Source organism: Bacillus cereus group sp. TH152-1LC, assembly GCF_027710505.1.
GTDB classification, from domain to species: domain Bacteria; phylum Bacillota; class Bacilli; order Bacillales; family Bacillaceae_G; genus Bacillus_A; species Bacillus_A mobilis.
On sequence record NZ_JAQFNK010000049.1, the window covers coordinates 1 to 12,657 of the forward strand.

Genomic DNA, 12,657 nt, shown 5'->3' on the forward strand with positions numbered 1-12,657 from the left:
TTCCGCAGTAGCTCAGTGGTAGAGCTATCGGCTGTTAACCGATCGGTCGTAGGTTCGAGTCCTACCTGCGGAGCCATGGCCCGTTGGTCAAGTGGTTAAGACACCGCCCTTTCACGGCGGTAACACGGGTTCGAATCCCGTACGGGTCATAAAAAAAAGAGTCAGCAATATGCTGACTCTTTTTTATTTTGTGGAATCCTCCTTTATCAACTGATTTTCCTGAAATAAATAAAGGGATTTAGGAAAAGCTATGGTATGTATAAAAAGGAGGAAACAAAAATGACACGAGTGAGAGACTTTATGAGTACTCATGTTGTACATTGTACACCGCTAGACAATGTATATGAGGCTGCTGTAAAGATGAAAGAAGAATCGATTGGATTGATTCCAGTTGTTGAAAATGAGCAAGTTGTTGGGCTTGTTACGGACCGAGATTTAGTTGTTCGTGGGATTGCTGAGAAACATCCTGGATCTAATAAAATTACAAATGTAATGACAACAAACATTGTTTCAGTTTCTCCAGATGATACTATTGAAAAAGCTACAGAGTTAATGGCACAGTATCAAATTAGACGATTACCAGTAGTTGAGAGTGGTCAACTTGTTGGGATGCTAGCACTAGGTGATTTAGCTATAAGAGAATCGGCAGATGATCAAGCTGGATTTGCTTTAAGTGAAATCTCGGAGCATACGGAATGAAGAGAGACTTTCATTAGTGAGATAAGTTATGTATAAAAATCAGATGCATTATTCTAGTATATGGATTAAACTAATATGTTAGCGTGATGTATCTGAGACATTATATAATATAAGTATACAGTTAGTAATTTCGACAGTTTTTTAAAATTTGTCATTCCTAATTTTAAATAAGAGAAAAAATGATATACTGATAGATATAAGTATTATGAAAGATTTTGAATATAACAATATTCATTGTTAATGATGTAATAATGAATTAATATTTCCTATGTAGACAAAAGGGAAGGGGAATTATATGAGGGCTGTACAGCGCGATCCAAATTGGAATTTGGTTACAGATACATATATAGAACCAAATAATTTCGCTGAATTATTTTCTTTGCTTGTACCTTGTCATCCAAAAGGTGAAGGGAAAGAACGAACTATATTAGCGTGGAAAGAAAAAGAATTTTATAAAGAAGAAAATTTAGCGGCATTTATCGTATATGGAATGAATAAAGTAAAGAATTTACCGCAGTTTCATAAAGATGAAATTCCAACTCTAGTACGTATTCTTCGCTTATGCCAAGAGATTGGTTGGTATGAAGAAGCAAATACTTTTATGATAACTCAAGGACTAGCTGAGTTTGTTCACACTTCATTGGAATATGAAACGTGGGATCTTTTGACGCAAGCGGTCGCTTTAAACTATTTAATTATTAAATATCGTATTGGTGAATTGACTGATGAGGATGTAGAAATTTGGGATCGAGTCAAATTTAATGAGAAATGTATAACGGATTGTAAGCATCTATTATCTCATAAAGAAGTATTGGAATTTACATTCTTTTATATGTGTAAAAGAGCTAAATTACTATCAAAAGAGCAATTAAATAGTGATATGATGAGTCTAGCGATGTATTGTAATACGTTTGTGTATGACTTATACACACATGACTTATTACGAAAATATCGTAAGTGCACAGACTTCCTATCATATTATGGACCTAGTCAAGCGGTGTTAGCTTGTCAAAGAGCTGTACTTTCTCAAATTTCAGATCGATTAGATCCATTGAAAACTACTCATGTAGATGATTATTTATATGTAATGAAAGAAATGATGGAGCATATGACGATAGGAATAATGGATCGATATGATCATTTTATCGGGAAGTTATTATCATATGTGCCATTTTTCGAAATGATTCAAGTTCCACAACATGCATATTATTGTGAAGAATTACTGTATATTTGTAAGGGCATTGCATATAAAGAAGAAATATTACGCAATTATATATTTATACAATTACATGATTGTTTGCCATCATTCTTTAAACTATTTCTTAAAAATAAGCGTTATGCAACGATTCATGACATTTTGTTCTATTGGTGTGATGATGAACAAAGGATGAGCTTAGAGAAAAAGTATAACCTTAGCTTTATTTATGAAAAATATGCTTGTGGATAAAGAGCATTTTCTATATAAAAAATTTATATAAATTAAAAAGGATCTCAAGTTTATGTGAGATCCTTTTTTTATTAATAAAGCAAGGAGAACGCAATTAAGACGAGCAACAACATTCCATAAAGGAGAAATTGTGCCGTATTGCTTCCTTGTATACCAAAAAAAGTATTTGTTTTTTTATATAAATTTAATATATATTTTAGCGGATTATCTTTGAAAGATTGGTACACAGTGTCTCCTCTTTCTAAGCTTCTTGTTCGTGTCTTTTATTATTAGGGACATTGATGTATCTAGCTATGAATAATAAAATAGCCATAAAGAATACAGGAAATACGGTAGATAAATAAAAACCATTACTAATAATATTGGTTATTAGGGCACTTAATAGAAAGATGGCATTATAAATATGGGCAATTTTTTGTTTTAGTTGCACTTGAAAAGATTCCATCATAATTTCTAAAGCGACAAAAGCAATGATAATAGATAAAAATACAGTGTTTGTATTGTAAATGATTAAACAACAGATTAAACCTAAAAAGGCTAAGTATTCAATTAAGAGAGGTATATTGATATTGCGTGGCATACAATTTACCTAACTAAATATGGCAGTGGGTTTACTGCATTTGTTTTTTCAAAATTCCATTCTCCATTGTGTAATTCAAAATGAAGATGTTGCCCGTATGAATGACCTGTGTTTCCCATATGACCTACTAATTGTCCAGCTTGTACTTGATCACCAGCTTGTACAGTGCGATCTTTCATGTGTGCATAGACTGTTGTATATAATTTCCCGTTTATTTGATGGGCGATGAACACAACATTGCCATAGCTAGCTGAATAATATGATTTCACCACTTTACCTGCAGCCGCCGCCTGGATAGAGACATTACCTTGAGCGGCAATATCTATACCATAATGCATTTGTTCCCAGCGAATATCAAAGGTTGAGCTAATTCTTCCTTGAGTAGGAAATTTGAAAACAGCTGGAATGGAAGTAGGTTGAGCTGTTTGAGCTTGTGATTGTGTTTGATTTTGCATCACATAATGTTTGGCCACGTATCCGTATCCTGTGCCAAAACGAATTTTATACCAAGTTCCCACAGTTTCCACTACTTGTATTTGTGTACCATTTTGTAATGAACCTAGTAGTGCACTACTTGTACTAGCGTTGCTACGTACATTAAGTTTAGGTGTTGCAACTGTGTATTTCGTATTATTTTGAACTGTGATGCCTTTTACTAAAGGCTGTGAACCATTAGACACGAACGCTTTTTGTACGTAACCTGTTTTTCCATTATGTAAAATTTTATACCACTCGCCTTGTTCTTCTTGAATGGTAACGAATTTCCCATTTGGTAATACATCTAAAATTGAAGATTCTAAATTAGGTTCAGAACGAACGTTTAATGCATTGGCATTAACGATATATTGATTATTAGATTGAAGTTTGTTTTTTAGTAGAATAGCATCTTTTTGCACGTAACCAACTTTATTATTAACAGATACTTTATACCAGCCATTAGTTGTTTCAAGTATGTTTACTTTCGTATTAAAGCGAATTGTATCAATTGATGAGCTATTTGCGTTATCTTTTGTATGTAAGGCTACTTGATCGACTTTGACATATCCAGTTTTCACATTAGATAATTGTTCAGCGTTGGCTGTTTGTACATTTGTTTCTCCCATAGAAGGAAGTAAAGAGGCAATTGCGATAGTAGTTGCTGTTAAAGCAGTAGCTTTCATATTCATATAATAGAGACCTCCTCTAGTTGTATAGTTGTAATTTTATTATAGTATAAAGATATAATATAGTGGGTGTATTCACATAAATGTAATATGAAATCAATATAAAAATAAATTTTTTAAGGATAATGATTCCTTTTTATCCAATTAATTAGGATAATAATTTCTAAGATAGAATATAAGTATTATATAGTTTCGTTATTTTATTGACAATTAGGAAAATTAAAATAGTTGATGATGTCTTATTACGATGTTATACTGACAGTGTTAATTTCATAGTTTGCTAGGAGAGCTGGTGTTGCCAGCTGAGAGTAGGCCGTAAGCCTTTGATCCTTTTCATTACCTGATCTAGATTATGCTAGCGTAGGGAAGCAATTCGGACACTAATAATGAGTCCCCGTTTCTTTGCGTATAGAAACGGGGCTTTTTTATTTGAAAATTTCATATTGAAACCACTAGGGGTGCTTGTTGTGCTGAGAGAGGAATAATCCTTAACCCTTATAACACCTGATCTAGGTAATACTAGCGAAGGGAAGTGGAGCAACGAATAAATTATAATTTTATTTGCTGTAACCACTTCTTATTTAGAAGTGGTTTTTTATTTACATACACATACCGGAAGGGGATAGGGAAATGAAATTTTGCGATAGATTATTAGAAACTGTACAACCAGTTTGGGAGATGAGTCATAATCATCCGTTTGTAGTAGGTATGGGGGATGGCACGTTAGAAAAAGATAAGTTTCAGTATTACATTATTCAAGATTATTTATATTTGTTAGATTATGCAAAGCTATATGCGATTGGTGTTGTAAAGGCAACGAATCCACAAGTAATGGGGAAATTCGCTGAACAAATTGATGGAATATTAAATGGAGAAATGACGATCCATAAACAGTATGCAAAAAGACTTGGAATTTCTATAGAGGAGATAGAGTCAGCAAAACCATCTGCTAAAAATTTAGCTTATACAAATTACATGATGTCTGTATCTCAAAATGGCACACTTCCGGAATTAATAGCGGCACTTCTTCCATGTATGTGGAGCTATTGGGAAATTGGAAAGCGTTTAAATGATATTCCTGGAGCAAGAAATCATGAGTTCTTTGGTGAGTGGATTCAAGGATATAGTTCTGAAGAATACGGTAATCTTTGTATTTGGTTAATAGATTTATTAAATGAAATGGCAGTTGGAAAGTCTGAAAAAGAGCTAGATCGATTAGAGGAGGTTTTCCTATATTCCAGTCGATTTGAATATTTATTCTGGGATATGTCCTATCGTAAGGAGATGTGGGGATTTGAGGAGCAAGAACATACTACAGTTTCATAATGTTTCTTTTCATTATGATGAGAAACCAATCATCAATGAATTAAATGCTTCTATACAAGATAAAGAGTTTGTAAGTATTATCGGACCAAGTGGATGCGGGAAAAGTACTTTATTTCGCCTTATTACAGGTTTAGAAGAAGCGAGTACTGGACAGATAGAGCTGACGGAAACAAAGAGCCATCCTGTAGGGTATATGCCCCAAAAAGATATGCTCCTGCCATGGAGAACAATTATTGAGAATGCTGCTCTGCCGCTAGAGTGCCAAGGTGTACAGAAGAAAGAAGCACAAATAAAGGCAAAGGAACTGTTACATAAATTTGGCTTGCAAGGGTATGAGGCAAAATATCCGAAAGATTTATCTGGAGGTATGAGGCAACGCGTATCTTTCATTCGAACTTTATTAACAGGTGGGGAGATATTGTTGTTAGATGAACCGTTTAGCGCGTTGGACGCTTTAACGAAGGCATCTTTGCAAGAATGGCTGTTTGAACAATGGAAAGAGTGGGAAAAAACAATTTTATTTATCACTCACGATGTGGAAGAAGCGTTGTTTCTTTCTAATCGAATTTTAGTAGTAGAGCAGCAACCGATAACTACTTTAACCGAGAGGGTTGTACCACTTGATCGTAATCGAACGAGAAAAGATTTATATAAGCCTGAAGTGCTAGCGCTTAAAGATGAGCTTCTTAGTATGTTACAAAGGCAGGTATTCGTATGATGAAACGATTGAAGGAGCTATTACCTGCCCTTACACTTTCTAGCATTTTACTTGCCTTTTGGGAAGTAGGCGCAAGAATCGTAGATGAAATGTACATTTTACCGTCACCGTCTGCAATTGTAATGAAGATATGGAAACTAAAAGATATATTATTCACGGTTCATTTGCCGGCAACATTATACGTCGTTTTAATAGGGGTAGCTATTTCTATCGTACTTGGAGTAGGACTAGCGATGTTAATGAATGCGAGTAATTGGATGGAGAGAGCATTTTATCCATTATTAGTTGCTTCACAAACGATTCCGATTACAGCGCTTGCTCCGCTTTTCGTTTTATGGTTTGGATATACGATTTGGAGTAAGGTTGTTGTTACGGTTTTAATTACGTTTTTCCCAATTGCGGTCAATACGTATGATGGACTACGCAGCACAAAAAAAGAATGGGAAGAGCTTTTAGTTACGTACGGGGCAACGAAAAAAGATGTTTTTCTTAAATTAAAGTTACCATCTGCTCTTCCTTATTTTTTCTCAGCTTTAAAAATTGCAGTTCCACTTAGTGTAATTGGGGCAGCAATTGGTGAATGGCTCGGTGCACAAGCTGGGCTAGGGTATTTCAGTAAAAGAATGATGACGCAGTTAGACGGAGCAGGTGTATTTGCACCCATTGTATTGTTATCATTATTAGCTATTTTCTTCGTCATACTTATTTCGGTATTAGAAAAGAAATTCATTAGTTGGAGGAAGCATTCATGAAATTTTTAAAACGCATCTTTGTGTTTACATTACTAGTTGTAATGATTGCTGGATGTTCTAGTAATTCAGCATCAGATAAGAGTAAAAAAGAAAAAGAAATAACGGTCATGCTTGATTGGTACCCAAATGCGGTACATAGCTTTATTTATGCGGCAATTGAAAAAGGCTACTTTAAAGAAGAAGGAGTAAAGGTGAATATTAAATTCCCTTCCAATCCGACTGACCCATTAACTTTAGCAGCTGCGGGAAAAGTAACAGTGGGCTTATATTATCAGCCTGATGTTGTCATGGCAAAAGCAAATGAACAAATTCCAGTGAAATCAATTGGGGCTGTCGTACGTTCACCATTAAATCATGTTGTATCGCTGAAGTCAGCAGGCATTCAATCGCCAAAAGATTTAGAGGGGAAAACAGTTGGGTATTCTGGAACACCTTTAAGTGAGATGTATTTAAAAACGATGGTAAAAGAAGCTGGTGGTAATCCAGATACAGTGAAAGTAGTCGATGTTGGCTTTGATTTAGTACCGGCACTCATTACGAAAAAAGTAGATGCGGTAACAGGGGCATACATTAACCATGAAGTACCTGTTATGCGTCATGAAGGTCATGAACCAGCATACTTTAATCCAGCAGATTACGGTGTACCGAATTATCATGAGCTTGTATTTGTAACAGGTGATAAAACGTTGAAAAAAGATAAAGAAGCGTTACAAGCCTTCTTACGTGGTACGAAAAAAGGCTATGATTTTATGAAGAAAAATCCAGATGAAGCATTAAATATTTTATTAAATCATCAAGAAAAAGAAAACTTCCCACTTGTACCAGAAGTTGAAAAAGAAAGTATGAAAATTTTATTAGAGAAGATGGAAACGAAAGATGAGCCATTTTTATCGGATTCAAAAGAATCATGGGAGAAACAAAATAAATGGCTGAAGGATAAAGGAATGACGAAAGAAATCGTTCCGGCCGATGAATTATTCAAAAACATTTTAAAGTAGGCGAATGAATATGAAAAATGAGCTTCATGTAATCTCAAATGGTCAAATGTCATTCGAAGAGTTAGTGAATGTAGCGATGCAAATTGAAAGTGAGATTGATTATTTGCATATTCGTGAGCGTGAGAAAAGTACGAAGGAATTGTATGAAGGTGTGGAAAGCCTTTTGAAGAAAGGTTTTCCGGCATCAAAAATAGTGATAAATGATCGAATTGATATTGCTATTTTATTAAATATTCCACGCGTACAGCTAGGATATCGAAGCGCAAATGTAAGGTCAGTGAAAGCGAAGTTTTCTTATTTGCATGTCGGTTATTCTGTACATTCTTTAGAAGAGGCGATCGACGCATTTAAGAATGGAGCGGATTCACTCGTCTATGGTCATGTATTTCCGACAGATTGTAAAAAAGGTGTGCCAGCGAGAGGGCTTGAAGAGGTTTCAGACATTGCAAAGTGTTTATCCATACCGATTACAGCAATTGGCGGAATTACCACAGAAAACACCGGGGATGTTCTTACTAACGGCGTCAGTGGTATTGCTGTTATGTCTGGAATTATAAGTAGTAGTAACCCGTGTAGCAAAGCGAAATCTTATAAGGAATCAATAAGAAAGTGGGCGGAAAAACATGTGTAAGAAGTATGATGTAGCGATAATTGGCGGTGGTGTAATTGGTAGTTCAGTTGCACATTTTCTAGCAGAAAGAGGACATAAAGTAGCGATTATAGAGAAGCAAAGAATTGCATTTGAAGCCTCGAAAGCAGCCGCTGGTTTACTTGGGGTTCAGGCAGAATGGGATGCATATGACCCGCTATTTGAACTTGCAAGAGAAAGCCGTGCTATATTTCCACAACTTGCAGAAGTTTTACGTGAAAAAACAGGCATCGATATTGGGTATGAAGAGAAAGGCATTTATCGCATTGCTCAAAATGAAGAGGAGAAGGAAAGAATTCTTCACATTATGGATTGGCAGCAGAAAACGGGTGAAGATTCTTATTTTCTAACGGGAGATCGTTTACGAGAGAAAGAACCATTTCTTTCTGAGTCAATTATAGGTGCTGTATATTATCCGAAAGATGGTCATGTTATTGCACCAGAGCTTACAAAAGCATTCGCACATTCTGCATCATTTTCGGGTGCTGATATATATGAACAGACAGAAGTTTTTGATATTCGTATTGAAAATAATAAAGTGACTGGGATTGTGACGAACGAAGGGATTATCACATGCGAAAAAGTTGTTATTGCGGGTGGTTCATGGAGCACGAAGTTACTGCGTCATTTTCACCACGAATGGGGTACATATCCAGTTAAAGGAGAAGTAGTAGCGGTAAGAAGTAGAAAACAACTTTTAAAGGCGCCTATTTTCCAAGAAAGATTTTACATTGCACCAAAGCGCGGCGGACGTTACGTAATTGGAGCAACGATGAAGCCTCATACGTTTAATAAAACTGTGCAACCGGAAAGTATTACTTCTATATTAGAGCGCGCGTATACGATATTACCAGCTTTAAAAGAAGCAGAGTGGGAAAGCACATGGGCAGGGTTAAGACCACAATCGAATCACGAAGCTCCTTATATGGGAGAGCATGAAGAAATAAAAGGTTTATATGCTTGTACTGGGCATTATCGAAACGGTATTTTATTAAGTCCTGTTTCTGGTCAGTATATGGCGGATTTAATAGAAGGAAAGCAGGAGAATCACTTGCTAGATTCATTGCTTTCTAAAACAGTTTAGAAAGGGGCTGGAAGTTTGAATTTGAAAATTAATGGTAATCAAATTGAAGTGCCAGAGAGTGTAAAAACAGTAGCTGAGCTACTTACACATTTAGAGTTAGAAAACAGAATTGTTGTAGTAGAGCGTAATAAAGATATTTTACAAAAAGATGATCATACAGATACATCTGTTTTTGATGGAGACCAAATTGAGATTGTAACTTTCGTAGGAGGCGGTTGATTATGTTAAACATTGGACCATTTTCATTTCATTCTAGACTTTTATTAGGAACAGGAAAATTCCCTGATTTTGATGTGCAGCAAAAGGCAATTGATGTATCTGAGGCGGAGGTTTTAACGTTCGCAGTACGTCGTATGGATATATTTGATGCAAAGCAGCCTAATTTATTAGAGAAACTTGATGTGAAAAAATATAAGTTATTACCGAATACAGCTGGAGCAAAAAATGCCGAAGAAGCGGTTCGTATTGCAAAATTAGCAAAAGCTTCGGGGCTTTGCGACATGATCAAAGTAGAAGTTATTGGTGATGATAGAACGTTATTACCTGATCCAGTAGAAACGTTAAAGGCATCTGAAATGCTACTAGAAGAAGGATTTATCGTTCTTCCGTATACATCTGATGATGTTGTATTAGCACGTAAATTACAAGAACTAGGTGTGCATGCAATTATGCCAGGAGCATCACCAATCGGTTCAGGGCTTGGTATTGTAAATCCGTTAAATTTAAGCTTCATTATTGAACAAGCGACGGTGCCAGTTATCGTTGATGCTGGTATCGGTAGCCCGGCTGATGCGGCATTTGCGATGGAATTAGGGGCGGATGGTGTGTTATTAAATACGGCTGTGTCGGGAGCAAAAGATCCTATTAAAATGGCACAGGCAATGAAATTAAGTATTGAGGCAGGACGTTTAGGATTTGAAGCAGGTCGTATTGCACGTAAACGTTGTGCAACAGCAAGTAGTCCTTTAGAAGGAATGAGCGTAGTTGAATAATCGATATTCTCGCCAAGAATTATTTTCTCCAATTGGAGAAGAAGGGCAACGAAAGATAACAGAAAAGCATGTGCTCATTATCGGTGCGGGTGCATTAGGTAGTGCAAATGCAGAGATGTTTGTAAGAGCTGGTGTTGGCACAGTAACGATTGTTGACCGGGATTATGTCGATTGGAGTAATTTACAAAGGCAGCAATTGTATGCAGAGAGTGATGTGGAAAATAATCTTCCGAAGGCTGTAGCGGCAAAAAAACGCCTAGAAGAGATCAATCGTGAAGTAAGAGTAGAAGCTCTCGTTCAAGATGTAACAGCTGAGGAATTAGAAGAACTTGTTACAAACGTTCATGTAATTATTGATGCAACTGATAATTTTGAAACACGTTTTATTGTAAATGATATAGCGCAAAAGTATTCTATTCCATGGATTTACGGAGCATGTGTAGGGAGTTACGGTCTTTCTTACACAATTCTTCCCAGTAAAACGCCATGTTTATCTTGTTTATTACAATCGATTCCGCTTGGCGGAGCGACATGCGATACAGCGGGTATTATATCTCCTGCTGTATCTCTCGTCGTTTCTCATCAAGTTACGGAAGCTCTTAAATTGTTAGTGGAAGATTACGAATCGCTTAGAGATGGACTTGTGTCGTTTGATGTATGGAAGAATGAATATTCATGTATGAATGTGCAAAAGCTTCGTAAGCATAATTGTCCTTCGTGTGGAGAGAATGCGATATACCCGTATTTAAATAAAGAAAACACATCGAAAACAGCAGTTTTATGTGGGAGAAATACAGTTCAAATTAGACCACCTCATAAAGAAGAAATGGATTTTGAACGATACAAAGAGCTGCTGAATGATCGTGTGAATGATTTAAATGTAAATCCATATTTATTATCATTTTCTGTGGAAGAAAAGAGATTAGTTGCTTTCAAAGATGGACGTGTACTTGTACATGGAACGAAAGATATAAGCGAAGCAAAAACGATTTATCATCGCTATTTTGGATAGAAAAGGATGAGTGGGATGAAAGTAAATAAAGCTTTAACAATTGCAGGATCTGATAGCGGCGGCGGTGCCGGTATTCAAGCAGATTTAAAAACATTCCAAGAGCTTGGGGTGTACGGGATGACAGCTATTACGGCAATTACTGCTCAAAACACGCTTGGCGTTCAAGGGGTATATCCAGTTCCGTTAGAAGGTATTACGGAACAGTTGAATTCAATTGGTACGGATTTAACACCAGATGCTGTGAAACTAGGAATGTTATTTAGCAGCGAAATTATTCAAAGTGTAGCAGAACATATTAAGAAGTTTGGCTGGAATAATATTGTACTAGACCCTGTTATGATTGCTAAGGGCGGCGCATCATTATTACAACAAGAAGCAGTACAAGCATTAAAAGAATATTTATTACCAGTAGCAACGGTTGTAACACCGAATGTTCCTGAAGCAGAAGTGTTAACTGGGATGGAGATTCATAATGTTGAAGATAGTAAGGAAGCTGCGAAAGTACTGCATGAATTAGGTGCAAAATACGTGCTTATGAAGGGTGGACATGCAGAATATCAAGGTAGTGAAGTAATTGACTTACTCTTTGATGGGGAAACGTTTATCGAATTTAGAAGTGAACGAATTCCATCAAAGCAAACGCACGGAAGCGGGTGCACATTTGCTTCAGCTGTTACAGCAGGACTTGCGAAAGGATACTCGATTGAAGGGGCAGTTCAAGAAGCAAAACGATTTATTAGTATAGCAATTGAAGAGCCATTGAATATTGGGAGTGGTCATGGCCCGACGAATCATTTTGCGTATAAGATGAATAATACACGTGTATAAAGACATGAAAAGCCAGTTTGTTAACTGGCTTTTTTTCTGTTTACTTTTTCAAAATAGAGGAGTAATATATCAGCCAGAATACATTTTTTGTAATACGCTGAGTCCAAATATAAGGAGCGGAGGAACCAATTTGTGCAGTGTCACTAGGGGTGAATCTTTCAATTTTGAAAGTAGGGCTACTCTCAAAGTCCGAATCCGACAGCTAACTTCGTAAGCGTCTTGAGAGAGGACGGTGCCATGATGGATACATCACTTCATCGATCTGATTAGTATAGGGGAATATCAATCTATGTTTGATTTCTTTTATACTAAGGAGGATGAGGTACATGGAACTATATAAGTCCCGTTTGATGTTTTAACAACCTTTAAAATTGTCTATACTGCTTACCATACCAATAAGTAAAGGGGC

General features: G+C 36.3%; 14 protein-coding genes, 2 tRNA genes and 3 riboswitches. Of the genes, 14 read left to right on the forward strand and 2 right to left on the reverse strand.

What is annotated here, in order from left to right:
• Position 1: 1 nt before the first annotated feature.
• The 4 genes from PDL00_RS34085 (at position 2) to PDL00_RS34100 (ending at position 2,146) form a co-directional block, all read left to right on the forward strand.
• Positions 2–76, forward strand: a tRNA-Asn gene (locus PDL00_RS34085).
• A 1-nt stretch (position 77) separates the two neighbouring features.
• A tRNA-Glu gene (locus PDL00_RS34090) sits at positions 78–149 on the forward strand.
• Between the two features lie 130 nt (positions 150–279).
• Positions 280–699 carry a CBS domain-containing protein gene (locus PDL00_RS34095; RefSeq protein WP_242254458.1) on the forward strand — a complete coding sequence of 140 codons (420 nt, stop codon included), beginning with the start codon at positions 280–282 and terminating at the stop codon, positions 697–699.
• 295 nt (positions 700–994) lie between these two features.
• Positions 995–2,146, forward strand: a complete 1,152-nt coding sequence (locus PDL00_RS34100; RefSeq protein WP_242254461.1) for a DUF3965 domain-containing protein — start codon at positions 995–997, stop codon at positions 2,144–2,146.
• A gap of 241 nt (positions 2,147–2,387) precedes the next feature.
• Here PDL00_RS34100 and PDL00_RS34105 read toward each other — a convergent pair whose 3' ends face one another.
• Positions 2,388–2,726, reverse strand: a complete 339-nt coding sequence (locus PDL00_RS34105) for a hypothetical protein (RefSeq protein ID WP_242254463.1) — start codon at positions 2,724–2,726, stop codon at positions 2,388–2,390.
• Positions 2,727–2,731: 5 nt separating this feature from the next.
• A complete protein-coding gene (locus tag PDL00_RS34110) occupies positions 2,732–3,892 on the reverse strand; it encodes an SH3 domain-containing protein (protein WP_242254464.1) in 1,161 nt (386 codons plus the stop codon).
• Positions 3,893–4,161: 269 nt separating this feature from the next.
• Positions 4,162–4,273, forward strand: a riboswitch (TPP riboswitch).
• Between the two features lie 60 nt (positions 4,274–4,333).
• Positions 4,334–4,437, forward strand: a riboswitch (TPP riboswitch).
• An 82-nt stretch (positions 4,438–4,519) separates the two neighbouring features.
• Between PDL00_RS34110 and tenA the strand changes: the two genes are divergently transcribed.
• Genes tenA through thiD form a run of 10 tightly spaced genes read left to right on the forward strand, consistent with a single transcriptional unit; the run spans position 4,520 to position 12,248 of the window.
• Positions 4,520–5,215 (forward strand): thiaminase II, encoded by a 696-nt coding sequence (gene tenA, locus PDL00_RS34115; protein ID WP_270733785.1) that lies wholly within the window; start codon positions 4,520–4,522, stop codon positions 5,213–5,215.
• Positions 5,184–5,933: an ABC transporter ATP-binding protein gene (locus PDL00_RS34120; RefSeq protein WP_242254468.1), complete on the forward strand. Its 750-nt coding sequence runs from the start codon at positions 5,184–5,186 to the stop codon at positions 5,931–5,933. Before tenA ends, PDL00_RS34120 begins: the two co-directional genes overlap by 32 nt.
• Positions 5,933–6,685 (forward strand): ABC transporter permease, encoded by a 753-nt coding sequence (locus tag PDL00_RS34125; RefSeq protein WP_097818522.1) that lies wholly within the window; start codon positions 5,933–5,935, stop codon positions 6,683–6,685. The genes PDL00_RS34120 and PDL00_RS34125 overlap by 1 nt, the downstream gene beginning before the upstream one ends.
• On the forward strand, positions 6,682–7,683 hold the full coding sequence (locus tag PDL00_RS34130) for an ABC transporter substrate-binding protein (protein ID WP_270733786.1): 1,002 nt from the start codon (positions 6,682–6,684) through the stop codon (positions 7,681–7,683). The genes PDL00_RS34125 and PDL00_RS34130 overlap by 4 nt, the downstream gene beginning before the upstream one ends.
• A gap of 10 nt (positions 7,684–7,693) precedes the next feature.
• Positions 7,694–8,314 (forward strand): thiazole tautomerase TenI, encoded by a 621-nt coding sequence (tenI, locus tag PDL00_RS34135; protein WP_270733787.1) that lies wholly within the window; start codon positions 7,694–7,696, stop codon positions 8,312–8,314.
• Positions 8,307–9,416, forward strand: a complete 1,110-nt coding sequence (gene thiO / locus PDL00_RS34140; RefSeq protein WP_242254474.1) for a glycine oxidase ThiO — start codon at positions 8,307–8,309, stop codon at positions 9,414–9,416. Before tenI ends, thiO begins: the two co-directional genes overlap by 8 nt.
• A gap of 15 nt (positions 9,417–9,431) precedes the next feature.
• Positions 9,432–9,635 carry a sulfur carrier protein ThiS gene (gene thiS, locus PDL00_RS34145; protein ID WP_001049508.1) on the forward strand — a complete coding sequence of 68 codons (204 nt, stop codon included), beginning with the start codon at positions 9,432–9,434 and terminating at the stop codon, positions 9,633–9,635.
• 2 nt (positions 9,636–9,637) lie between these two features.
• Entirely contained in the window at positions 9,638–10,408 is a 771-nt protein-coding gene (thiG, locus tag PDL00_RS34150; protein WP_000931990.1) for a thiazole synthase, read from the forward strand.
• A complete protein-coding gene (locus PDL00_RS34155) occupies positions 10,401–11,420 on the forward strand; it encodes a thiazole biosynthesis adenylyltransferase ThiF (RefSeq protein ID WP_242254475.1) in 1,020 nt (339 codons plus the stop codon). The genes thiG and PDL00_RS34155 overlap by 8 nt, the downstream gene beginning before the upstream one ends.
• Positions 11,421–11,426: 6 nt before the next feature.
• Complete coding sequence (gene thiD / locus PDL00_RS34160) at positions 11,427–12,248, forward strand: bifunctional hydroxymethylpyrimidine kinase/phosphomethylpyrimidine kinase (RefSeq protein ID WP_270733788.1); 822 nt, start codon at positions 11,427–11,429, stop codon at positions 12,246–12,248.
• Between the two features lie 85 nt (positions 12,249–12,333).
• Positions 12,334–12,481, forward strand: a riboswitch (cyclic di-AMP (ydaO/yuaA leader).
• Positions 12,482–12,657 lie beyond the last annotated feature (176 nt).

What these genes read in the sequence shown, in the direction of transcription:
- PDL00_RS34125 (WP_097818522.1), top strand. Translation starts at nt 5,933, where the DNA reads ATGAAACGATTGAAGGAGCTATTACCTGCCCTTACACTTTCTAGCATT.
- PDL00_RS34095 (WP_242254458.1), top strand. Translation starts at nt 280, where the DNA reads ATGACACGAGTGAGAGACTTTATGAGTACTCATGTTGTACATTGTACA.
- thiD (WP_270733788.1), top strand. Translation starts at nt 11,427, where the DNA reads ATGAGTGGGATGAAAGTAAATAAAGCTTTAACAATTGCAGGATCTGAT.
- PDL00_RS34100 (WP_242254461.1), top strand. Translation starts at nt 995, where the DNA reads ATGAGGGCTGTACAGCGCGATCCAAATTGGAATTTGGTTACAGATACA.
- PDL00_RS34110 (WP_242254464.1), bottom strand. Translation starts at nt 3,892, where the DNA reads ATGAATATGAAAGCTACTGCTTTAACAGCAACTACTATCGCAATTGCC.
- tenA (WP_270733785.1), top strand. Translation starts at nt 4,520, where the DNA reads ATGAAATTTTGCGATAGATTATTAGAAACTGTACAACCAGTTTGGGAG.
- tenI (WP_270733787.1), top strand. Translation starts at nt 7,694, where the DNA reads ATGAAAAATGAGCTTCATGTAATCTCAAATGGTCAAATGTCATTCGAA.
- thiG (WP_000931990.1), top strand. Translation starts at nt 9,638, where the DNA reads ATGTTAAACATTGGACCATTTTCATTTCATTCTAGACTTTTATTAGGA.
- PDL00_RS34130 (WP_270733786.1), top strand. Translation starts at nt 6,682, where the DNA reads ATGAAATTTTTAAAACGCATCTTTGTGTTTACATTACTAGTTGTAATG.
- thiO (WP_242254474.1), top strand. Translation starts at nt 8,307, where the DNA reads ATGTGTAAGAAGTATGATGTAGCGATAATTGGCGGTGGTGTAATTGGT.
- PDL00_RS34105 (WP_242254463.1), bottom strand. Translation starts at nt 2,726, where the DNA reads ATGCCACGCAATATCAATATACCTCTCTTAATTGAATACTTAGCCTTT.